The organism is Spirilliplanes yamanashiensis (genome assembly GCF_016863475.1).
Lineage (GTDB): Bacteria > Actinomycetota > Actinomycetes > Mycobacteriales > Micromonosporaceae > Spirilliplanes > Spirilliplanes yamanashiensis.
In genome coordinates, this window is the sequence record NZ_BOOY01000036.1 from 140998 (window position 1) to 161808 (window position 20811).

Sequence of the window (20811 nt, forward strand, 5' to 3'; positions counted from 1 at the left end):
CGAGGTACGCCCTTCGACGGACGTGCCGAGTGGGACGAAACGAGACACCGGAGGCCACCCGTGACGACCGTCGCGCCCAAGCCGATCGTGACCCGGCCGTATCCGGTCCGGACGCAGGTCAGGGGTTCGGCCCTCGCGCGCATCCTGCGCACCACGGACGCGAAGCAGATCGGGATCATGTACCTGATCACGTCGTTCGTGTTCTTCATGCTCGGCGGCCTGATGGCCCTGATCATGCGCGCCGAGCTGGCCCGCCCCGGCATGCAGCTGCTGTCGCCGGAGCAGTACAACCAGCTCTTCACGATGCACGGCACGATCATGCTGCTGTTCTTCGCCACGCCCATCGTCTTCGCGTTCGCGAACTACGTGGTGCCGATCCAGATCGGCGCGCCGGACGTGTCGTTCCCGCGGCTCAACAGCTTCGCCTACTGGCTCTACCTGTTCGGCGGCACGATCACCATCTCGGGCTTCTTCACCCCGGGCGGCGCCGCCGACTTCGGCTGGACCGCGTACACCCCGCTGTCGGACTCCCTGCACTCGCCGGGCATCGGCGGCAACATGTGGGTCGTCGGCCTCGCCCTGTCGGGTCTGGGCACCATCCTCGGCGCCGTCAACCTGATCACCACGATCCTGACGCTGCGCGCCCCCGGCATGACGATGTTCCGGATGCCGATCCTGACCTGGAACATGCTGATCACCAGCCTGCTCGTGATCATGGTCTTCCCGTTCCTGGCCGCGGCGCTGTTCGCCCTCGCCGCCGACCGCGTCCTCGGCGCCCACGTCTTCGACGTGGAGACCGGCGGCCCGATCCTCTGGCAGCACCTCTTCTGGTTCTTCGGCCACCCCGAGGTGTACATCATCGCGCTGCCGTTCTTCGGCATCATCACCGAGGTCATCCCGGTCTTCAGCCGCAAGCCCGTCTTCGGCTACAAGGGCCTCGTCGGCGCGACCATCCTCATCGCCGCCCTGTCGATGAGCGTGTGGGCGCACCACATGTTCGTCACCGGCCAGGTGCTGCTGCCGTTCTTCAGCTTCCTCAGCTTCATGATCGCCGTCCCGACCGGCATGAAGTTCTTCGTCTGGATCGGCACGATGTGGCGCGGCCAGATCAGCTTCGAGACACCGATGCTGTGGGCGCTCGGCTTCATGGTGACGTTCCTCTTCGGCGGCCTCTCCGGCGTCCTGCTGGCCAGCCCGCCCATCGACTTCCACGTCTCCGACTCGTACTTCGTCGTCGCGCACTTCCACTACGTGCTCTTCGGCACGATCGTGTTCGCCGTCTTCGCCGGCATCTACTTCTGGTTCCCGAAGATGTTCGGCCGCATGCTCGACGAGCGCCTCGGCAAGATCCACTTCTGGCTGACGTTCGTCGGCTTCCACGCCACGTTCCTCGTCCAGCACTGGCTCGGCACCGAGGGCTTCCCCCGCCGGTACGCCGACTACCAGGCCGACGACGGCTTCACCGCCCTGAACATGTTCTCCACGGTCGGCTCGTTCGTCCTCGGCGCCTCCACGCTGCCGTTCATCTACAACGTGTGGAAGTCGTACAAGGTCGGCCAGCTCGTCACCGTCGACGACCCGTGGGGCCACGGCAACAGCCTCGAGTGGGCCACCACCTCCCCGCCGCCCCTGCGCAACTTCGACGTCATGCCCCGCATCCGCTCGGAGCGCCCGGCCTTCGACGCCAAGTTCCCGGAGCTCGCAGCCGGCGAACAGTCCCTGGCGGGGCCGCCGGAGGGCGGCGCCAAGCCCCTGACCCACGAGTCGGACGGCGGCGCCACCTACCAGGAGGACATCTCCGACGGCGACAAGAAGTAGCCTTCACGACGCAGCAAGACCTCGGACGCCGGTTCCCCTCGGGGAGCCGGCGTTCGGCGTTCTGGCGCGGTCGGGCTGGGGTGGCCTGGGTTCGGGCCCGGGGTGGCCTGCGGCGGCTGGATTGGGCCCGGAGGTCGTTCCGGAGGGGTGAGCCGCGGATGGTGGGCGAGGGGGTCGTTTGGCCCTGCCGTGGGCTAGGCCTGGGTGTGAGCGGGCCTGGGTTGGCTTCAGCGGGCCTGGCGGGCCCTGGTGGGTCTGGTGGGTCTGGTGGGTCTGGTGGGTCTGGTGGGTCTGGTGGGTCTGGTGGGTCTGGTGGGCCTGGTGGGCCTGGTGGGCCTGGGGTGGGCCTGGGGTGGGCCTGGTTGTCCTGCCTGGGATGGTCGGCTGTGGGGCCTGGGCGGGCCCTAATCCGGCAGTCGTCATGCTCCAGGCCAGGAAACCCCAGTGGGTGCGGTAGGCCGAGCAAAGCCTCCAGGCGCGGCCTCGCGGCCCTACGGGCCATGCGTGAGCCCCCGGCCGCGGCTGCGGATCGAGACGGCGTGGTGCCGAGCCTGCAGCCACGCGGGCGCGCCCGGCCAAGGACCAGCCACCCCCGAGCGGCGGGCGGCATGCAAGGTCAGGCGCCGGCAGCCAGCTTCGCGGTGAAGCGGTGCAGGTGTGGGTCGAACAGCGCCGGATCCGCCGCCGCCAGCTCCGCGCGCGACCACCACCGCACCGACCGGAACTCGCCGTGCTCAGGCGGCGTGATCGGCAGAGAACGCAGGACAGGGACGGGGAACCACAGGCTCACGTCCGTGTGCCCCGAATCCAGGCCGACGGTGCGCGTCACGGTGAGGAACAGCGGCGAGGTGGCGGTGACGGTCAGGCCGAATTCCTCGGCGGCCTCCCGCTCGGCGGTGTCGGCCGGGTGTTCGCCCGGGTGTTCGCCCGGGTCGACGTGGCCGCCCGGGGGGAGCCACAGGCCCGCGTTGACGTGGTCGACGAGCAGGACGGCGCCGTCGGCCGGGGCGACGGGGACGACGTAGGAGACCAGGTGGCGGGGTGGGGTGGCGGGTTTGATCCTGCGGTAGACGTCGTCGGTGGTGGTGAGCCAGTGCAGGGTGTCCGCGCGGTGGGTGGCCTCGAGCGCGTCGGCCGGGGCGATGGCGGTGATCAGGGCGTGGGCCGCCGCCACGGTGGGGTGCACGGTGGCGTCAGGTGCGGGCCGCGGCGGCCGGGGACGGCTCGGCAGCGGGGGTGGGAGCGGTGAGCGGGTCCGGGGTGGGGGTGTCGTCGTCGCGGCGGTGGCGCAGGGCGATCGGCAGGCAGATGAGAACGATGAGCAGGCCCAGGCCGCCGGTGGCGGCGAAGCCCCAGGCCGGTGCGGTGGTGTCCATGACCCAGCCCGCCAGCGGGGCGCCGGTGGCGATGCCGATGGTGAGGGCGGAGCCGTGCAGGCCGGTGGCCTCACCGCGGACCGACGGCGGGGCGAGGCGGCTGACGGCGTCGGCGGTGGCGGTCAGGGTGGGGGCGCACAGCAGGCCGGCCGGGATGAGGCTGAGGGCGAGCAGCCACCAGGTGCCGTTGCCGAGGCCGACCGGGATGGTGAACACGGCCAGCAGCAGCAGGAGCAGCTGGGGGGCGACGGGGCGGCGGACCATGCCGTACGCGAAGCCGCCGAGCAGGCTGAACGCGCACCAGGCGGCGATGACGGCGCCGGTCATGGGGACCTCGCCGGCGGCGCGCATGGCGGCGACGACGGCGACGTCGCTGCCGCCCAGGATGACCGTGGTGGCCATGGTGATGGCGAGGATCATGAGCAGCCGCGGGGTGACCCACTGGCGGCGGGGGATCTTCACCGTGGGGCGTTCCTCGTGGGAGGCCCGGATCGGCGGGTTGAGCACCAGCAGGGCGATGCCGCCGAGGACGATGCCGCCGCCGATGGCGAGCATGGCGGCGCGGGCGGAGACGGCCGTGGCCAGGAACACCGCGAGGGCGGGGCCGAGCATGAACGACAGCTCGACGCTCATGGCGTCCAGCGCGTAGGCGGGGCGGCGGCGGTCCTCCGGGACGAGGGCGGCGATGGACTGGCGGGCCACCGAGAAGACCGGGAGCTGGAACAGGCCGCCGACGAACGCCAGCGCCACCAGCAGCACGTACGGCATGGCCTGGGCGGTGGCCCAGAAGGCCGCCTCGACGACGGTGGTGGCGGCCAGCACGAGCCGCAGCCCGTAGCGGTCGGTGAGGCGGCCAAGCAGCGGGGAGCCGACCGCCGTGCCGATGGTGACGGCCGCGCCGACCAGGCCGGCGGCGGCGTAGCCGCGGCCGAGGTCCTCCACGACGTGCAGGGTCAGCGTGACGCCCGCGGCGGTGGCGGGGATGCGCGCGAACAGCGTCACGAGCAGCAGCGCCCGGACGCCGGGCAGCGACAGCGTCTCCCGGTAAGGCTTGATCGACATGGTGGTCCGTACCTCCGCCGGTCATCCTCCAACCCGGGTACGACAAACCCAAACCGTTTAGCCCAGGACGACCGGTTCCCCGACGAGCGTCACACCCGCATCGCGCATCTGGGACAATGCGGACTGCGTGGTGGGCGCGGCGACGCCCGCGGTCAGCTCCAGCAGCACGGTGGTGGCGAAGCCCGCCGCGGCCGCGTCGAGGGCGGTGGCCCGCACGCAGTGGTCGGTGGCGATGCCGACCACGTCGACCTCGGTGACGCCGCGGGTGCGCAGCCAGTCGGCCAGGCCGACGCCGTCGGCGCTGCCCTCGAAGCCCGAGTACGCCGCCGCGTGCTCGCCCTTGCGGAACACCGCCTCGACCCGGTCGGTGACCAGCGCCGGGTAGAACTCGACGCCGTCGGTGCCGACCTCGCAGTGCCGGGGCCAGGAGTGCACGAAGTCCGGCGGATCGCCGAAGTGGGCGCCCGGGTCGATGTGGTAGTCCTTCGTCGCGACGACGTGGTCCCACGAGCCGGCCGCCAGCTCCCGCGAGATCCCGGCGGCGACGTCCGCGCCGCCCAGGACCGCGAGGGAGCCGCCCTCGCAGAAGTCGTTCTGCACGTCGACGATGATCAGAGCGCGCGCCATACCGACGATCCTAGGCGGCCGGGATGACGGTCACCGGGATCGCCGGGTCGCCGGCCGACAGCTTCAGGCCCTCCCACGGGATCGAGATGAGGCACTGGCGCAGGTGGTCGCGTGACTCCTGCAGCGTGGGCAGGTCCACGACCTCGCCGCCGACCACGTACGCGTGCTGCAGCAGCCGGTCGTTCGGCCGGTGGTCCGGCACGCCCTGGGAGACGACGCACTCCTCGGTGGCCGTACCCGTGGGCTTGTGCCGCCGGATGGCGGTCTTGCGGCCGCCGACGGTGGCCTTGTTCTCGGAGCGCTTGACCACCGGGCGGCCATCGACCTCGACCAGCTTGTAGACCAGGCCGGCGGTGGGCGCGCCGGAGCCGGTGACGACCGCGGTGCCGGCGCCGTACATGTCGACCGGCTCGGCGGCGAGCGTGGCGATGGCGTACTCGTCCATGTCGCCCGACACGATGATCTTGGTCTCGGTGGCGCCGAGCGAGTCGAGCAGCTCGCGGCTCTGCTGGGCCAGGATCGACAGGTCGCCGGAGTCGATGCGCACCGCCCGCAGCTCCGGGCCGGCCACCGCGATGGCGTTGCGGATGCCCTGCGCGATGTCGTACGTGTCGACCAGCAGGGTGGTGTCCTTGCCCAGCGCGGCCACCTGGGAGGCGAACGCCGCCGACTCGTCGTCGTGCAGCAGCGTGAACGCGTGCGCGGCGGTGCCGCCGGTGGGGATGCCGTAGCGGGCGCCCGCCGCCAGGTTCGACGTCGAGGCGAAGCCCGCCAGGTACGCCGCGCGGGCGGCGGCGACCGCGGCGGACTCGTGGGTGCGCCGCGAGCCCATCTCGATGATCGCGCGGCCGCGGGCGGCGGTGACCATGCGGGCGGCGGCCGCGGCGACGGCGCAGTCGTGGTTGAGCACGCTCAGGGCCAGCGTCTCCAGCACCACGCACTCGGCGAACGAGCCGCTCACCGTCAGGATCGGCGAGCCCGGGAAGAACAGCTCGCCCTCGGCGTACCCGTCGATGTCGCCCGTGAACCGATACGCCGCCAGCCAGTCGGCGGTCTCGTCGTCGACGACCCGGGCCCGCCGCAGGTGGGCGATCTCCTCGGCGCCGAACCGGAAGTCGCGGATCATCTCGGCCAGCCGGCCGGTGCCCGCCACCACGCCGTACCGGCGGCCGGTGGGCAGCCGGCGGGCGAAGATCTCGAACACGCAGCGCCGGTCGGCCGTGCCGTCCTTGAGCGCGGCGCTGACCATCGTCAGCTCGTAGTGGTCGGTCAGCAGCGCGGGCGCGAAGTCGGTCACGACCACCACCCTACGAAATGGCTTCCGGTTCCCGGTGACGGCGGAGACGGTGGCACGATGGTGGGCATGGCTCTGCCCCAGCTCGCTCCGGCCGAGGTACCCCAGGTCGAGGAGGCCCCCTTCGACGACCGCCCGTGGGTGACCGTCGTCTGGGACGATCCGGTGAACCTGATGTCGTACGTGACCTGGGTCTTCCAGAAGCTGTTCGGCTACAGCCACGAGGAGGCGGAGAAGCTGATGCTCGACGTGCACACGAAGGGCCGCGCGACCGTCTCGACGGGCGCCCGCGAGAAGATGGAGATGGACGCCGCCAAGCTCCACCACTACGGGCTCTGGGCGACGGTGGAAAAGCAGTGAGCATGTTCCGCCGGAACGGCAAAGGGGTCGTCGCGTCCTTCGGGCCCGACGAGGTCAAGGTGCTGCGCAAGGTGGCGTCCGAGATCGTGGCGCTGATGACCGACGGGTTCGATCACACCGACCCGGTCGTGGAGCGGCTGTTCCCCGACGTCTACCCCGACCTGCCCGAGGACGCCGCCGAGTTCCGCCTCTACACCGAGAGCGACCTGAAGTCGGGCAAGATCGACCAGGCCGGGGCGATCCTCGCGAAGCTGCCCGACGAGGGCCCCGGCGACGTCCGGCTCGACGGCGAGGAGGCGGAGTGCTGGCTGCGGGCCATCAACGACGCCCGCCTGGCGATGGGCACCCGCCTGGAGCTGACCGGCGACACGGACGTGTCGGACGAGCTGGACGACGCCGTGCTCCACGACCCGACGTCGTCCAGGGTCTTCCAGCTGTCCGTGTACGCCTACTTGGGCTACCTGCAGGAGTCCCTGCTCAACGCGATGATCAGCGTGGACCACCGCTGAGCCTGGCCAGCTCGTCGGCGCTGAGCGTCAGCTCGGGGGCCTGCGCCGAGTCCTGGATCGACTCGGGCCGGCTGGCGCCCGGGATCGGGACGATCCGCGGCGACATCGCCAGCAGCCAGGCCAGCGCGACCCGCTGCGGGCTCACCCCGTGCTCCTTCGCCACCTCGGCGAACGGCGCGAACCGGCTGCCCAGCTCGCCCGCGCTGGAGATGCCGCCGAGCGGCGACCAGGGCAGGAACGCGATGCCGAGCTCGTCGGCGGCGGCCACCTCGGGCTCGGAGCTGCGGAACGCGGGGGAGAGCTGGTTCTGCACGCTGACCAGCCGGCCGCCGAGGATCTCGTGGGCCTGGCGGATCTGCTCCGGGTTCGCGTTCGAGATGCCGGCCATCCGGATCTTGCCCGCGTCGAGCAGGTCGCGGACGGCGCCGATGGCGTCGGCGTACGGGACCTCGGGGTCCGGCCGGTGGTGCTGGTAGAGGCCGATCGCCTCGACGCCGAGCCGCTTCAGCGACGCCTCGCACGCCTGCTTCAGGTACTCGGGGCGGCTGTTCAGGGTCCACGAGCCGTCGCCGGGGCGCAGGTGGCCGCCCTTGGTGGCGACCAGCACGTCCGAGGTGTCGCCCCCGTACGAGGCGAGCGCCTTGGCGATCAGCGTCTCATTGTGGCCGACGTCGTCCGCGTGCAGGTGGTAGGCGTCGGCGGTGTCGATGAGCGTCACGCCGGCGTCGAGCGCCGCGTGGATGGTGCGGACGGAGCGGTCCTCGTCGGGACGGCCCTCGATGGACATGGGCATGCCGCCGAGGCCGATCGCGCCGACCCGGACGTCACCGATGGTGCGTTGCTGCATGGTCAGTCCTCCTTCACCGCCGTTCTACCCGCACGACGGCCGCCTATCCCGGGTGAGCACTGCCACGCCCGGCCCGGGCCCGCGCTCGGGTAAGCTCGCAACCGTGCTGACCATCGACAGCGCGATCGTCGAGGCGATCGTCGCCCACGCCCGCCGGGACCACCCGGACGAGGCGTGCGGCGTCGTGGCCGGTCCCGCGGGCAGCGACCTGCCGACCCGGCACATCCCGATGGTCAACGCCGCGCGCTCGATGACGTTCTACGAGTTCGACTCGATGGAGCACCTGCGGGTGTGGCGCGAGATGGACGACCGCGACGAGGAACCCGTGGTCATCTACCACTCGCACACCGCGACGGAGGCGTACCCGTCGCGCACCGACATCTCGTTCGCCGGCGAGCCGGGCGCGCACTACGTGCTGGTCTCGACCCGCGACGACGAGCGGGCGGAGTTCCGGTCGTTCCGCATCGTGGACGGCGTGGTGACCGAGGAGCCCGTCACGGTGGTGGGTGCGACGGTGGACCCCGTCCAGTCGTACATGTTCGGGCAGAGCCCCGCGACGGTCGACTACGAGTGTTCGGGCAGCTGACGCCGCCCCGACCCCGTTTCGTCTCGACCATCCGCTTGAGGAGCAGCATCACCATGGCCATCGAAGTTCGCGTTCCGACCATCCTGCGCAGCTACACCGGCGGCGCCAAGGTCGTCGAGGGCGCCGGCGACACGCTGGGCGGCCTCCTGACCGACCTGGACGCCAAGTACTCCGGCCTGCGCGGCCGCCTGGTCACCCCCGAGGGGGGCCTGCACCGGTTCGTCAACATCTACGTCAACGACGAGGACGTCCGCTTCCTCGGGTCGCTGGACGCCAAGCTGAGCGACGGCGACGCCGTCACGATCCTGCCGGCCGTGGCCGGTGGCGCGCTCGGCTTCGCGGCCGCGGCGGCGCTGTTCGGGCGGTAACCCCGATGGCTCGGTACGAGAGCCTGCTGGACGCGTGCGGGGGCACGCCGCTGGTCGGCCTGCCCCGCCTGTCGCCGACGGTGCCCGAGGGGGCGCCGCCGGTGCGGCTGTGGGCCAAGCTGGAGGACCGCAACCCGACGGGCAGCATCAAGGACCGCCCGGCGCTGTTCATGGTGCGCCAGGCCGAGGAGTCGGGCCGGCTGCGTCCGGGCGACACGATCCTGGAGCCGACGAGCGGCAACACCGGCATCAGCCTGGCGATGGTCGCGAAGCTGCGCGGCTACCGCCTGGTCTGCGTGATGCCCGAGAACGTCAGCTCGGAGCGGGTGCAGCTGCTGCGCATGTACGGCGCGGAGATCATCTTCTCGCCGGCGGCGGGCGGCTCCAACCAGGCCGTCGCCACGGCCAAGGAGATCGCGGCGGAGCATCCGGACTGGGTGATGCTGTTCCAGTACGGCAACGACGCGAACGCCCGCGCCCACTACGAGACGACCGGGCCCGAGCTGCTGCACGACCTGCCCACCATCACGCACTTCGTGGCGGGCCTGGGCACCACGGGCACGCTCATGGGCACGGGCCGCTACCTGCGCGAGAAGGTCGACGGCATCCAGATCGTCGCGGCCGAGCCGCGCTACGGCGAGCTGGTGTACGGGCTGCGCAACATCGACGAGGGCTACGTGCCGGAGCTGTACGACGCCTCGGTGCTGAACCGCCGCTTCTCGGTGGGCACCCGCGACGCCGTGCTGCGCACCCGCCAGCTGGTCGAGGTGGAGGGCATCTTCGCCGGCTTCTCGACCGGCGCGATCCTGCACGCGGCGCTGGCCGTGGCGCACGAGGCGGTCAAGAAGGGCGAGCGGGCGGACGTGGCGTTCGTCGTCTGCGACGGCGGCTGGAAGTACCTGTCGACCGGCGCGTACGGCGGCACCCTGGCCGAGGCCGAGGAGGCCCTGGAGGGCCAGCTCTGGGCGTGACCGGGCGCCGGGGGCGGTCCGCCGCCCCCGGCCACCGGGTCAGGCCGCGCCGAGCGTGATGACGATGTTGGCGGCGAGCGGCACGGCCGCGGCGGCCAGCATCAGCCACGGCAGCCGGCGGCGGTGGATGGACAGGAACGCGCCCACCACGAACCCGACGCCGATGAGCCCGGCGGCCACGAACGCGGGCTGGTACCAGCCGGGCGCGTCCCCGCCGACGATGACGAGCAGGCCGCGCAGCGTCACGGCGAGCGCGACGAGCCCGACGAGGGCCGTGTAGAGCGACATCGCCAGCAGCCGGCGCGGTCCGGGCCCGGTGTCGTCGGCGGCGGGGAAGCGGAACAGCTCGCCCCGCTCGCCGTGCTCGCGGCCGGGGCGGCCGTGGTCGAACGCGAACGCCAGGCCGAGGTCGTCGGCGGTGCCGCGCGGCGCCGGCGGCTCCAGCAGGGCCGTCTCCGTGCCGGGCTGGTGCTCGCCGTCGCCGGTCGCCTCGATGGTGCTCGTGGCCGTCATGGTTCCCCTTCCCCCGCGCCGCAGCGCTCGTCGACGGGCGCTCGGGCGCCCCTCACCGAGTGCAACGCGCGCCCGTGACCTTCAGTGACGCGCAGCGCGCTGACCTGGCCCGATGGGTACGGGTGAGCCTTGTCGATTTAGCGACAGATTGATCAGACCTTTACCCGGCGCGCTGGTCACGGCGTAGGCTCCCCAGCGTGCTTGACTGCCCGGCAGGGGGAGCCGCGGGGGTGCGGATCAGGCACCGACGACCGAGTGTTAGCCAGGGGTAGCCGTATGCAACTGACCGTCCTCGGCTGTGCCGGCAGTTTCCCCGGTCCCGAGTCGGCCTGTTCGGCATACCTGCTCCGGGCCGAGGGCTTCACCCTGCTCGTCGACTTCGGCCCCGGCTCGCTGTCGGCGCTGCAGCGCTACGGCGACCTGTACGGCGTCGACGCCATCCTCCTGACCCACCTGCACTGCGACCACATGCTGGACGCGTGTTCCTACGTGGTGGTGCGCCGGTACGCGCCGGGCGGGCCGCTGCCGCCGGTGCCCGTGTACGCACCGGCCGGCGCCCCCGACCGGATCGCCGCCGCCTACAGCGCCGAGGGCGAACCGGTCGACGACGTGTTCACCTTCTACAGCCTGCAGCCGGGCACGTTCCCGATCGGACCGTTCACGGTGACCGCCGACCGGGTCAACCATCCGATCGAGACGTACGGCGTGCGCGTGGAACACGCCGGGCGGGTGCTCGCGTACTCGTCGGACACCGCCCCGTGCGAGGCGCTGCTGCGCCTGGCGCAGGACGCGGACCTGTTCCTGTGTGAGGCAAGTTACCTCGACGGCGCCGACAACCCGCCCGGCCTGCACCTCACCGGCGGCGAGGCCGGCGAGGCGGCCACGAAGGCCAACGTGGGCAGACTGCTGCTCACCCATCTCGTCCCAGCGTGGGCCGGTGAGGCCTCCACAGTGGAGGCCGCGACGGCGGCGTTTGCCGGACCGGTGGATGTCATCCGCCCCGGATCCCGCTACGATCTGTGACGCCCCGCCGAAGAACACCGTTCTGAACGTCCATCCCCCTCACCGTTCAGGAGCCCATCGGGATGACCCCCCGTCCCCAGGCGAGCACCGGCCGGCTGCGCATCGTGCGGCTGGCCAACGCCGCCACCACCCGCTCCGCGGGTCTGCGCACCACGCTGCGAAAACTCGGCGAGGGCTACGCCGCCGCCGGCCACGAGCCCGTGCTGGTGGTGCCCGGCGCCCGGCACACCGACGAGACCACCTCGCAGGGCCGCGTCATCACCGTGCCCGGCCCCCTGCTGCCGCGCACGGGCGGTCACCGTGTGCTCGCGGACCGGCGCGGTCTCATCAAGCTGCTCGACTCGCTGCAGCCCGACCGCATCGAGGTGTCGGACCGCTCGACGCTGCGCTGGACGGGCTGGTGGGCGCGCAGCCGCGGCGTGCCGTCCATCATGGTCTCGCACGCCAGCCTGGCCGGGCAGCTCGGCGTGCGCGGGGTGCCCGCCGCCGCCCGCACCCGCCTCGCCGACAGCCTCAACCGGCGCACCGCCGAGCAGTACGACCGCATCGTCTGCACCACGGCGTGGGCGGCCGCCGAGTTCCGCCGCCTCGGCGTGCCGAACCTCGTCGAGGTGCCGCTGGGCGTCGACCTGGACGCCTTCCACCCGGACCGCGCCGACCCGGCCGTACGCGCCCGGTACGCCCGCCCCGACGAGGTCCTCGTCGTCGTGTGCAGCCGGCTGACCGCCGACAAGCGCCCCGAACTGGCCGTCGACACCCTCGCCGCGCTGCGCGCCGGCAAGACCCCGGCCGTGCTCGCCGTGGCCGGCGACGGGCCGCGCCGTGCCGCGCTCGCCTACCGCTCCGCCCGCCTGCCGGTGCGCTTCGCCGGCCACATCACCGACCGCGCCGAGCTGGCCGCCCTGCTCGCCAGCGCCGACGTGGCCGTCGCGCCCGGTCCGGTGGAGACGTTCGGCCTGGCCGCCCTGGAGGCGCTGGCCTGCGGCACCCCGGTCGTGGTCGACGCGGCCAGCGCACTGCCCGAGGTCGTCGGCGACGCCGGCCTGGCCGCGCACGGCAACCCGGCCGCGTTCGCCGCCGCGGTGGCCGAGGTGCTGGCCCGCCCGCGCGAGCAGCGCGGCGCCGCCGCCCGGGCGCGCGCCGAGCTGTTCGGCTGGCCCGCCGCCGTCGACGGCTTCCTGCACGCCCACGACGCGATGCCCGACCCGCACGCCGTGGAGACGCTGCTGCGCAACGCCGTCCCCGGCTGGGCCGGCATCCCGTCGAAGGCGTGGGCGATCCTGCCGCGCCGCCCGCAGCCCGCCCGCACCTGACGCGTCCCGGCGTCATAGGCTCACCGCATGGCGCGACCTGACGGGCGTACGCCCGACCAACTACGGCCCGTGACCCTCACCCGCCGGTGGAGCATCCACCCGGAGGGCTCGGTCCTCGTGGAGTTCGGCGACACCCGCGTGCTGTGCACGGCCAGCGTCACCGAGGGCGTGCCGCGCTGGCGCAAGGGCTCCGGCCTGGGCTGGGTCACCGCCGAGTACGCGATGCTGCCGCGCGCCACGAACACCCGCGGCGACCGGGAGAGCGTCAAGGGCAAGGTCGGCGGCCGCACCCAGGAGATCTCCCGCCTGATCGGCCGCAGCCTGCGCGCCTGCATCGACCTCAAGGCGCTCGGCGAGAACAGCATCGTGCTCGACTGCGACGTCCTGCAGGCCGACGGCGGCACCCGCACGGCCGCCATCACCGGCGCGTACGTCGCCCTGCACGACGCCGTCACCTGGCTGGCCGGGCGCAAGTCGCTCGCCGGCAAGGTGGAGAAGGTCATGCACCGCTCGATCCAGGCGGTCAGCGTCGGCATCGTCGACGGCGAGGCCCGGCTCGACCTCAACTACGCCGAGGACGTCGCCGCCGAGGTCGACATGAACATCGTCTGCACCGGCGACGGCGACTTCGTCGAGGTGCAGGGCACCGGCGAGGCCGGCGTGTTCCGCCGCGACCAGATGGACGCCCTGCTCGACCTGGGCGTCCTCGGCTGCGCCGAGCTGGCCGCCGCCCAGCAGAAGGCGCTGGGCTCATGAGTCGCCTGCTGCTGGCCACGGGCAACGCCAAGAAGCTGGTCGAGCTCCAGCGCATCCTCGACGCGGCGCTCGGCACCGGCCGTATCGAGCTGGTCGGCCTGGGCGACTTCCCGGACTACCCGGAGGTCCCCGAGACCGGCCTGTCGTTCGGCGAGAACGCCCTCATCAAGGCCCGCGCCGGCGTCGCCCGCACCGGCCTGCCCACCGTCGCCGACGACTCGGGCCTGGCCGTGGACGCCCTCAACGGCATGCCCGGCGTGTTCAGCGCCCGCTGGTCCGGCGGCGGTGGCGACCAGGCCAACCTCGACCTGGTGCTGGCCCAGATCTCCGACGTGCCGGACGAGCACCGCGGCGGCGCGTTCGTCTGCGCGGCCGCGCTCGTGCTGCCCGGCGGCATGGAGCACCTGGTCGAGGGCCGCCAGCGCGGCCGCATCCTGCGCGCCGGACGCGGCACCGGCGGCTTCGGCTACGACCCGATCTTCCTCGGCGAGGGCCAGGACCGCACGAACGCCGAGCTGGGCGCCGGCGAGAAGGACGCGATCAGCCACCGCGGCAAGGCGTTCCGCGACCTGGCGAAGGTGATCGCGCAGAAGCTCTGACCCGCCGTCAGGCGAGCGGGCCGGTGGCCTCCTCGACGGCGGCGCGCAGGTGGCGGCCGGCGATCAGGTCGCGGGCGCCCTCCAGCACCGGCGCCAGGAACACGTCCGGGCCGGGCTCGCCCGCGATCGGGGCGACCAGCGCGGTCGCGGCCCGGCCCGCCGGCGACGGGGTGAGCGGGGCGCGCAGCTGGAGGCCGCGGACGCCCGCCAGCAGCTCGACGGCGAGCAGGCTGGTGAGGTTGTCCAGGACGGTGCGCAGCTTCTTCGTCGCCGACCAGCCCATCGACACGTGGTCTTCCTGCATGCCGCTGGTGGGCAGCGAGTCGACGCTGGCGGGCGCGGCGAGCCGCCGGTTCTCGGCGACGATGCCGGCGGCCGTGTACTGGGCGATCATCAGGCCCGAGTTCACGCCGGCGTCGGGGGTGAGGAACGGCGGCAGCTGGCGGGAGCGGGTGACGTCGAGCAGCCGGTCGACGCGGCGTTCGGAGATCGCGCCGACCTCGGCGGCGGCGATGGCGAGGAAGTCGGCGGCGAAGCCGAGCGGGGCGCCGTGGAAGTTGCCGGTGGACTCGACCCGGCCGTCGGGCAGCACGACGGGGTTGTCCACGACGGAGCCCAGTTCGCGCTGCGCCACGGTGGTGACGAAGCCGAGGGTGTCGCGGGCGGCGCCGGCGACCTGCGGGGCGCACCGCATCGAGTACGCGTCCTGCACGGCGTGGGCGAGGTCGTCGCGGTGCGAGTCCATGATGCGCGAGTCCTGCAGCAGCCGGTGGATGTTCGCCGCCGACGCGGACTGGCCGGGGTGCGGGCGGATGGCGTGCAGCTCCGGCAGGAACGGCCGTTCGGAGCCGAGCATCGCCTCGATGGCGAGCGCGGCCGTCAGGTCGGCCATGGCGAACAGGTGCCCGGCGTCGGCGATGGCGAGCAGCAGCATGCCGAGCATGCCGTCGGTGCCGTTGATGAGCGCCAGGCCCTCCTTCGCGGCCAGGTCCAGCGGGCGCAGCCCGGCAGCGTGCAGCGCCTCGGCGGCGGAGTGCCGGGCGCCGTCCTTGCCGACCACCCAGCCCTCGCCGAGCAGGGTGAGCGCGCAGTGCGCCAGCGGCGCCAGGTCGCCGGACGCGCCCAGCGACCCGTGCTCGGGCACCCACGGGGTGATGCCGTGGTTGAGCAGGTCGACGAGGCCCTGCGCGAGCACCGGCCGCACCCCGGAGTGGCCGAGCGCGAGCGAGCGCACCCGCAGCAGCATCATCGCCCGCACCACCTCGCGCGGCATGGGCGCGCCGACGCCGGCGGCGTGCGAGCGGATCAGCGCGTGCTGCAGCTCGGCGCGCCGGCCGGGCGGGATGGACGTGCCGGCGAGGGCGCCGAAGCCGGTGGAGACGCCGTAGACGGGGCGGCCGGACGACTCGATGTCGTCCACGATGGACCGGCTGCGGGCCATGGCGGCCACGGCCGCCTCGCCGACGGTGACCGGGGCGTCGTGCCGGGCGACGGCGACGACGTCGGCGGGGGACACCCCCGTGGGCGCGACGGTGACAGTCATTGGAGCACTCCGTTGTGCAGGACCCGGTGGATCAGCGGTACGCCCGGCCGGTAGGCCAGGTGCAGGTGGGACGGGGCGTCGAGGACGACCAGGTCGGCGCGGGCGCCGGGGGCCACCACGCCGACGTCGGTGCGGCGCAGCGCCCGCGCGCCGCCCAGGGTGGCGGCGCGCACGGCCTCCGCGGGGGTCATCCCCATCTCGCGGACGGCCAGCGCGATGCAGAAGGGCATGGAACTGGTGTACGACGAGCCGGGGTTGCAGTCGGTGGCGAGCGCGACGGTCACCCCGGCGTCGAGCATCCGCCGCGCGTCCGGGTACGGCGACCGGGTCGAGAACTCCGCGCCCGGCAGCAGGGTCGCGACGGTGTCGGAGCCGGCGAGCGCGTCGACGTCGGCGTCGTCCAGGTGGGTGCAGTGGTCAGCGCTGGCGGCGCCCAGCTCGACGGCGAGCCGCACCGCGGGGCCGTGCTGGAGCTGGTTGGCGTGCAGCCGCAGGCCGAGCCCGGCGGCCCGGCCGGCGAGCAGGATCGCGCGGGCCTGGTCGGCGTCGAAGGCGCCCCGGTCGCAGAACACGTCGATCCAGCGGGCGTGCGGGGCGGCGGCCGCCAGCATGTCGCCGCGCACCAGGTCGACGTAGCCGTCGGGGTCGTGCGCCCACTCGGCGGGCACGACGTGCGCGCCGAGGAACGTCGTCTCCGCGGTGATCTCCTGGGCGAGCCTCAGGCACCGCTGTTCCTCGTCGACGCTGAGCCCGTACCCGCTCTTGGTCTCGATCGTGGTGGTGCCCTGCCGCAGCGCCTCGCGGGCCAGGCGCCCGGCGGACGCGCGCAGCTCGGCGTTGCTCGCGGCGCGGGTCGCGGCGACGGTGGTGCGGATGCCGCCGCCGGTGTACGGCTCGCCGGCCATCCGGGCGGCGAACTCGGCGGAGCGGTCGCCGGCGAACATCAGGTGGGTGTGGCTGTCCACGAAGCCGGGCAGCACGACCCGGCCGCCCGCGTCGATCCGCTCGTCCGCGTCGGGCGCGGCGGCGGCGTCGCCGACCCACGCGATCCGGTCGCCCTCGGTGACGACCGCGGCCCCGGCCCGGACCTCGTCGCCGGTGAACAGCTCGCCGATGTTGGTGACCAGGACGCTCATGCGATCGCCTCCCGCAGCTCGGCGGCCACGTCGACGGTGCGGTGGCGGCCGCCGGTGACCACGTCGCGGCCGTCGGCGGTGACGTGGGTGACGTCGGCGGCGGTGGCGGCGTAGAGCGCCCCGGCGGGCGCGCAGCCCGCGGTGCGCACGCTGTCCAGCGCGACCGTCACCAGGTCGGCGCGGGCGCCGGGGGTGATGCGCCCGGCGTCGTCCCAGCCGATCGCGGCGTGGTTGGCCGCGGCGGCCAGCAGCTCGTGCGCGGCGAACCGGCCGCGCTGCCGGGAGGCGAGGCGCTCGTGCAGCTCCAGGCCGCGCAGCTCCTCGAACGGGTCGATCACGGCGTGGCTGTCGCTGCCGAGACTGAGCGCGCTGCCGGCCCGGGCCAGGGTGCGGGCGGGCCCGATGCCGTCGGCCAGGTCCCGTTCGGTGGTGGGGCACACGCAGACGCCGGTGTGGGTGCCGCCGAGCAGCTGCACGTCACCCTCGGTGAGGTGGGTGGCGTGCACGGCGGTGGTGCCGCGGCGCAGCAGCCCGCCGTCGTGCAGGAGCTGGGCGGGGGTGCGGCCGTACGCGGCGCGGCACTGCTCGTTCTCGGCGGGCTGCTCCGACAGGTGGACGTGGGCCAGCGGCGCCCGCTCGGCGAACGGGCGGATCGCCGCGCGCGGCACGGCCCGCACCGAGTGCAGCGCCGCCCCGATCCGGGCGTGCGGGGCGGGCTTCAGCTGCTCGACGCGGGCGGACCAGCCGTCGAGGTCGCCGTCGCCGAACCGGCGCTGCACGCCGTCCAGCGGCGCACCGTCCACACCGGACGTCAGGTAGAGCGTGTCGAGCAGGGTGATGCGGACGCCCGCCTGCCGGGCCGCCTCGATCAGGGCGTGGCCCATCGCGTTCGGGTCGGCGTACGGCACGCCGCCCGGCCCGTGGTGCAGGTAGTGGAACTCGCCGACGCAGGTGATGCCGGCCAGGGCCATCTCGGCGTACGCCGCCCGGGCCAGCCGCAGGTACGAGTCCGGGTCCAAAGTGGACGCCACCTCGTACATGCGCTCGCGCCAGGTCCAGAACGTGCCCCGGTCGGTGTGGGTGCGCCCGCGCAGCGCCCGGTGGAACGCGTGCGAATGCGCGTTGGCCAGCCCGGGCAGCGTCAGGCCGGGCCGGTGCTCGCCGCGCGCCGGGACGCCGGGGGTGACCGCGCCGAACCGCCCGTCGTCGCCGATCTCGATGAGCACGTCGGCCGCCGGTTCCGGGCCGCCCAGCCAGGCGTGCTCGGCGTGGATCAGCCGCACGACAGGTCCTCCAGGGCGGCGGCCAGGGCGGCGACGCCGCGCTCGCAGTCGGCGTCGGTGGCGTGCTCGGCGGGGGAGTGCGAGACGCCGGTCGGGTTGCGGACGAACAGCATGGCCGTGGGCACGTGCGCCGACAGCACGCCCGCATCGTGCCCGGCGCCGGTCGGCAGGACCGGGGTGCCGTCGCCGACGACGCGCGCCAGCCGGGCCGCCAGCGCGGGGTCGAAGTCGACGACTCCGGTGACCGACTCGGGGGTGACGGAGACGGCGGTGCCGTCCCGGCCGGCCCGCTCGGTGACCTTCTTGACCAGGGCGTCCAGCAGCTCGTCCAGGGTGCCGGTGTCGGCGGCGCGGGCGTCCAGCCAGCCGGTGACGGTCGACGGGATGGCGTTGGTGGCGTTGGGGTGCGCCCGCACCCGCCCGACGGTGGCGTGGGCGCCGCGCAGCCGGGCCTCCTTGTTCGCCGCCAGCACCGCGAACGCGTAGGTGAGCATCGGGTCGCGCCGGTCGGTCATGCGGGTGGTGCCGGCGTGGTCGCCCTCGCCGGTGAACGTGAACCGCCACCGGCCGTGCGGCCAGATCGCCGCGCCGACGCCCACCGCCGCGTCCCGGTCGACGAGGTTGCGGCCCTGCTCGACGTGCAGCTCGACGTACGCGCCGAGGGCGCCGAGCAGGTCGTCGCGGCGCCCGGCCGGCGGCGCGCCCAGCGCCGCGCCGAAGGTGACGCCGTCCGCGTCGGTCAGCGCGGCCGCCGCGGCCGGGTCGATCGCGCCGGTGAGCAGCCGCGAGCCCAGGCACGGCACGCCGAACCGGCCGCCCTCCTCCTCCACGAACGCGGCCACCCCGACCGGGCGGTCCGGGGTGACGCCGCGCCCGCGGAGGGCGTCGATCGCCAGGAAGCCGCTGACGATGCCGAGCGGCCCGTCGTACGCGCCGCCGTGCGGCACCGAGTCGAAGTGCGAGCCGGTCAGCACGGCGCCGCCCGCGGCCGGGTCGCCCCACCACGCGAACAGGTTGCCGTTGCCGTCCTCGCGCACCGGCATGTCCCGGGCGGCGGCCTGCCGGCGGAACCAGTCGCGCAGCGCCGTCTCCGGCTCGGTCAGCGCGAAGCGCAGGTAGCCGCCGGAGTCCGCCCGGCCGATCGGGGCCAGCTCGGCCCACAGGTCCGCGAACATCACGCCTCCCGCATGGGCACGCGCACGCCGTGCGTGGTGGCGACCGCGACCGCCTGGTCGTAGCCGGCGTCGACGTGCCGGATCACGCCCATGCCCGGGTCGTTGGTGAGCACCCGCTCGATCTTCTGCCCGGCCAGGGCGGTGCCGTCGGCCACGCACACCTGGCCCGCGTGCAGCGAGCGGCCGATGCCGACGCCGCCGCCGTGGTGGATCGACACCCAGGACGCGCCGCTGGCCGTGTTCACCAGGGCGTTGAGCAGGGGCCAGTCCGCGATGGCGTCCGAGCCGTCGGCCATCGCCTCGGTCTCCCGGTACGGCGACGCCACCGACCCGCAGTCGAGGTGGTCGCGGCCGATGACCACGGGCGCGCTCAGCTCGCCGCGCGCCACCATCTCGTTGAACCGCACGCCCGCGACGTCGCGCTCGCCGTAGCCGAGCCAGCAGATGCGCGCGGGCAGGCCCTGGAACGCCACCCGGTCCTGCGCCATCCGGATCCACCGGGCCAGCGGCTCGTTGTCTCCGAACAGGTCGAGGATCGCGCGGTCGGTGGCGTGGATGTCGGCCGGGTCGCCGGACAGCGCCGCCCACCGGAACGGGCCCTTGCCCTCGCAGAACAGCGGCCGGATGTACGCGGGCACGAAGCCGGGGAACGCGAACGCCCGGTCGTAGCCGCCGAGCTGGGCCTCGCCGCGGATGGAGTTGCCGTAGTCGAACACCTCGGCGCCGTGGTCCAGGAACCCGACCATGGCCTCGACGTGGGCGGCCATGCTCGCGCGGGCCCGCTGGGTGAACTCCTCCGGCTTGGCGGCGGCGTACTCGGCGGCGTCGGCCACGTCCACACCCACCGGCACGTACGACAGCGGGTCGTGCGCGCTGGTCTGGTCGGTGACCACGTCGATGTCGACGCCCCGGCGCAGCAGCTCGGGAAACACCTCGGCGGCGTTGCCGGCCACGCCGACGCTGAGCGCCCGGCGCTCCCGCTTGGCGGCCAGCGCCTGCAGCACCGCGTCGTCCAGGCCGTCGGCGACCACGTCGAGGTAGCGGGTGGCGACGCGGCGGCGCAGCCGGGCGGCGTCGACGTCGACGACGATGCACGCGCCGCCGTTCATGGTGACGGCGAGGGGCTGCGCGCCGCCCATGCCGCCGCAGCCGCCGGTGAGCGTCAGCGTGCCCGCGAGGGTGCCGCCGAAGCGCCGCTCGGCCACGGCCGCGAACGTCTCGTAGGTGCCCTGCAGGATGCCCTGGGTGCCGATGTAGATCCACGAGCCGGCGGTCATCTGCCCGTACATGGTGAGGCCGAGCTGTTCGAGGCGGCGGAACTCCGGCCAGGTGGCCCAGTCGCCGACGAGGTTGGAGTTGGCCAGCAGCACCCGGGGCGCCCACTCGTGGGTGCGGAACACCCCGACCGGGCGGCCGGACTGCACGAGCATCGTCTCGTCGTCGCGCAGGGTGTCGAGGGTGCGCACGAGGGCGTGGAACGACGGCCAGTCCCGGGCCGCCTTGCCGGTGCCGCCGTAGACGACGAGGTCGTCGGGGCGCTCGGCGACGTCGGGGTCGAGGTTGTTCATGAGCATCCGCTTGGCGGCCTCCTGCGGCCAGCCGAGGGCGGTGTGCGTGTTTCCGCGAGGAGCGGTGATCATGACGAAACCCTC

Annotated in this window: 21 protein-coding genes; 10 read left to right on the top strand and 11 right to left on the bottom strand. The window is 73.7% G+C overall.

The window, feature by feature from the left end:
• The first annotated feature begins 60 nt into the window (after window positions 1–60).
• The gene (gene ctaD / locus Sya03_RS25545) at window positions 61–1818 is read left to right on the top strand and encodes an aa3-type cytochrome oxidase subunit I (protein ID WP_203940950.1); all 1758 of its coding nucleotides are present in this window, start codon (window positions 61–63) and stop codon (window positions 1816–1818) included.
• 616 nt (window positions 1819–2434) lie between these two features.
• Here ctaD and Sya03_RS25550 read toward each other — a convergent pair.
• The 4 genes from Sya03_RS25550 to Sya03_RS25565 are packed head-to-tail and all read right to left on the bottom strand — an operon-like array spanning window position 2435 to window position 6180.
• Window positions 2435–3004: an NUDIX domain-containing protein gene (locus tag Sya03_RS25550; protein ID WP_239107834.1), complete on the bottom strand. Its 570-nt coding sequence runs from the start codon at window positions 3002–3004 to the stop codon at window positions 2435–2437.
• A gap of 7 nt (window positions 3005–3011) precedes the next feature.
• On the bottom strand, window positions 3012–4256 hold the full coding sequence (locus Sya03_RS25555) for an MFS transporter (protein WP_203940951.1): 1245 nt from the start codon (window positions 4254–4256) through the stop codon (window positions 3012–3014).
• Window positions 4257–4313: 57 nt separating this feature from the next.
• On the bottom strand, window positions 4314–4883 hold the full coding sequence (locus Sya03_RS25560; RefSeq protein ID WP_203940952.1) for an isochorismatase family protein: 570 nt from the start codon (window positions 4881–4883) through the stop codon (window positions 4314–4316).
• Window positions 4884–4893: 10 nt separating this feature from the next.
• Window positions 4894–6180, bottom strand: a complete 1287-nt coding sequence (locus Sya03_RS25565) for a nicotinate phosphoribosyltransferase (protein WP_203940953.1) — start codon at window positions 6178–6180, stop codon at window positions 4894–4896.
• A 66-nt stretch (window positions 6181–6246) separates the two neighbouring features.
• Between Sya03_RS25565 and clpS the strand changes: the two genes are divergently transcribed.
• Both clpS and Sya03_RS25575 read left to right on the top strand, forming a co-directional pair.
• The gene (gene clpS / locus Sya03_RS25570) at window positions 6247–6537 is read left to right on the top strand and encodes an ATP-dependent Clp protease adapter ClpS (RefSeq protein ID WP_203940954.1); all 291 of its coding nucleotides are present in this window, start codon (window positions 6247–6249) and stop codon (window positions 6535–6537) included.
• Window positions 6513–7046 carry a DUF2017 domain-containing protein gene (locus tag Sya03_RS25575; protein WP_203941147.1) on the top strand — a complete coding sequence of 178 codons (534 nt, stop codon included), beginning with the start codon at window positions 6513–6515 and terminating at the stop codon, window positions 7044–7046. The genes clpS and Sya03_RS25575 overlap by 25 nt, the downstream gene beginning before the upstream one ends.
• On the opposite strand, the gene Sya03_RS25580 is transcribed toward Sya03_RS25575, so the two are convergent.
• Window positions 7027–7893, bottom strand: coding sequence for an aldo/keto reductase (locus tag Sya03_RS25580; protein WP_203940955.1), 867 nt, complete (start codon window positions 7891–7893; stop codon window positions 7027–7029). The genes Sya03_RS25575 and Sya03_RS25580 overlap by 20 nt on opposite strands.
• A 103-nt stretch (window positions 7894–7996) precedes the next feature.
• Here Sya03_RS25580 and Sya03_RS25585 point away from each other — a divergent pair, with 103 nt between their 5' ends.
• Genes Sya03_RS25585 through Sya03_RS25595 form a run of 3 tightly spaced genes read left to right on the top strand, consistent with a single transcriptional unit; the run spans window position 7997 to window position 9818 of the window.
• The gene (locus Sya03_RS25585) at window positions 7997–8479 is read left to right on the top strand and encodes a M67 family metallopeptidase (RefSeq protein ID WP_203940956.1); all 483 of its coding nucleotides are present in this window, start codon (window positions 7997–7999) and stop codon (window positions 8477–8479) included.
• Window positions 8480–8532: 53 nt separating this feature from the next.
• Window positions 8533–8847, top strand: a complete 315-nt coding sequence (locus Sya03_RS25590; protein WP_203940957.1) for a MoaD/ThiS family protein — start codon at window positions 8533–8535, stop codon at window positions 8845–8847.
• Window positions 8848–8852: 5 nt separating this feature from the next.
• On the top strand, window positions 8853–9818 hold the full coding sequence (locus Sya03_RS25595) for a PLP-dependent cysteine synthase family protein (protein WP_203940958.1): 966 nt from the start codon (window positions 8853–8855) through the stop codon (window positions 9816–9818).
• A gap of 39 nt (window positions 9819–9857) precedes the next feature.
• On the opposite strand, the gene Sya03_RS25600 is transcribed toward Sya03_RS25595, so the two are convergent.
• Entirely contained in the window at window positions 9858–10331 is a 474-nt protein-coding gene (locus Sya03_RS25600) for a hypothetical protein (RefSeq protein WP_203940959.1), read from the bottom strand.
• A 276-nt stretch (window positions 10332–10607) separates the two neighbouring features.
• Between Sya03_RS25600 and Sya03_RS25605 the strand changes: the two genes are divergently transcribed.
• The 4 genes from Sya03_RS25605 (at window position 10608) to rdgB (ending at window position 14022) form a co-directional block, all read left to right on the top strand.
• Window positions 10608–11354 (top strand): MBL fold metallo-hydrolase, encoded by a 747-nt coding sequence (locus Sya03_RS25605; RefSeq protein ID WP_203940960.1) that lies wholly within the window; start codon window positions 10608–10610, stop codon window positions 11352–11354.
• Between the two features lie 62 nt (window positions 11355–11416).
• The gene (locus Sya03_RS25610; protein WP_239107835.1) at window positions 11417–12667 is read left to right on the top strand and encodes a glycosyltransferase; all 1251 of its coding nucleotides are present in this window, start codon (window positions 11417–11419) and stop codon (window positions 12665–12667) included.
• Window positions 12668–12694: 27 nt separating this feature from the next.
• A complete protein-coding gene (rph, locus tag Sya03_RS25615; protein WP_203940961.1) occupies window positions 12695–13423 on the top strand; it encodes a ribonuclease PH in 729 nt (242 codons plus the stop codon).
• Window positions 13420–14022, top strand: coding sequence for an RdgB/HAM1 family non-canonical purine NTP pyrophosphatase (gene rdgB / locus Sya03_RS25620; protein ID WP_203940962.1), 603 nt, complete (start codon window positions 13420–13422; stop codon window positions 14020–14022). The genes rph and rdgB overlap by 4 nt, the downstream gene beginning before the upstream one ends.
• Before the next feature lie 7 nt (window positions 14023–14029).
• Here rdgB and hutH read toward each other — a convergent pair whose 3' ends face one another.
• From hutH to hutU, 5 genes are read right to left on the bottom strand one after another with little or no spacing between them, the layout of a single operon-like run.
• Window positions 14030–15565, bottom strand: coding sequence for a histidine ammonia-lyase (hutH, locus tag Sya03_RS25625; protein ID WP_203940963.1), 1536 nt, complete (start codon window positions 15563–15565; stop codon window positions 14030–14032).
• On the bottom strand, window positions 15562–16701 hold the full coding sequence (gene hutI / locus Sya03_RS25630) for an imidazolonepropionase (protein WP_203940964.1): 1140 nt from the start codon (window positions 16699–16701) through the stop codon (window positions 15562–15564). Before hutI ends, hutH begins: the two co-directional genes overlap by 4 nt.
• The gene (locus Sya03_RS25635; RefSeq protein WP_203940965.1) at window positions 16698–17984 is read right to left on the bottom strand and encodes a formimidoylglutamate deiminase; all 1287 of its coding nucleotides are present in this window, start codon (window positions 17982–17984) and stop codon (window positions 16698–16700) included. Before Sya03_RS25635 ends, hutI begins: the two co-directional genes overlap by 4 nt.
• Complete coding sequence (locus Sya03_RS25640; protein WP_203940966.1) at window positions 17975–19159, bottom strand: allantoate amidohydrolase; 1185 nt, start codon at window positions 19157–19159, stop codon at window positions 17975–17977. Before Sya03_RS25640 ends, Sya03_RS25635 begins: the two co-directional genes overlap by 10 nt.
• On the bottom strand, window positions 19159–20799 hold the full coding sequence (gene hutU / locus Sya03_RS25645) for a urocanate hydratase (RefSeq protein WP_203940967.1): 1641 nt from the start codon (window positions 20797–20799) through the stop codon (window positions 19159–19161). Before hutU ends, Sya03_RS25640 begins: the two co-directional genes overlap by 1 nt.
• Window positions 20800–20811 lie beyond the last annotated feature (12 nt).

Excerpts from the sequence above, each read along its gene's own strand:
- hutH (WP_203940963.1), bottom strand. The coding sequence starts at position 15,565 with ATGACTGTCACCGTCGCGCCCACGGGGGTGTCCCCCGCCGACGTCGTC.
- Sya03_RS25600 (WP_203940959.1), bottom strand. The coding sequence starts at position 10,331 with ATGACGGCCACGAGCACCATCGAGGCGACCGGCGACGGCGAGCACCAG.
- Sya03_RS25580 (WP_203940955.1), bottom strand. The coding sequence starts at position 7,893 with ATGCAGCAACGCACCATCGGTGACGTCCGGGTCGGCGCGATCGGCCTC.
- Sya03_RS25605 (WP_203940960.1), top strand. The coding sequence starts at position 10,608 with ATGCAACTGACCGTCCTCGGCTGTGCCGGCAGTTTCCCCGGTCCCGAG.
- rph (WP_203940961.1), top strand. The coding sequence starts at position 12,695 with ATGGCGCGACCTGACGGGCGTACGCCCGACCAACTACGGCCCGTGACC.
- Sya03_RS25560 (WP_203940952.1), bottom strand. The coding sequence starts at position 4,883 with ATGGCGCGCGCTCTGATCATCGTCGACGTGCAGAACGACTTCTGCGAG.
- hutI (WP_203940964.1), bottom strand. The coding sequence starts at position 16,701 with ATGAGCGTCCTGGTCACCAACATCGGCGAGCTGTTCACCGGCGACGAG.
- Sya03_RS25555 (WP_203940951.1), bottom strand. The coding sequence starts at position 4,256 with ATGTCGATCAAGCCTTACCGGGAGACGCTGTCGCTGCCCGGCGTCCGG.
- Sya03_RS25610 (WP_239107835.1), top strand. The coding sequence starts at position 11,417 with ATGACCCCCCGTCCCCAGGCGAGCACCGGCCGGCTGCGCATCGTGCGG.
- Sya03_RS25640 (WP_203940966.1), bottom strand. The coding sequence starts at position 19,159 with ATGTTCGCGGACCTGTGGGCCGAGCTGGCCCCGATCGGCCGGGCGGAC.
- Sya03_RS25590 (WP_203940957.1), top strand. The coding sequence starts at position 8,533 with ATGGCCATCGAAGTTCGCGTTCCGACCATCCTGCGCAGCTACACCGGC.
- rdgB (WP_203940962.1), top strand. The coding sequence starts at position 13,420 with ATGAGTCGCCTGCTGCTGGCCACGGGCAACGCCAAGAAGCTGGTCGAG.
- clpS (WP_203940954.1), top strand. The coding sequence starts at position 6,247 with ATGGCTCTGCCCCAGCTCGCTCCGGCCGAGGTACCCCAGGTCGAGGAG.
- Sya03_RS25595 (WP_203940958.1), top strand. The coding sequence starts at position 8,853 with ATGGCTCGGTACGAGAGCCTGCTGGACGCGTGCGGGGGCACGCCGCTG.
- hutU (WP_203940967.1), bottom strand. The coding sequence starts at position 20,799 with ATGATCACCGCTCCTCGCGGAAACACGCACACCGCCCTCGGCTGGCCG.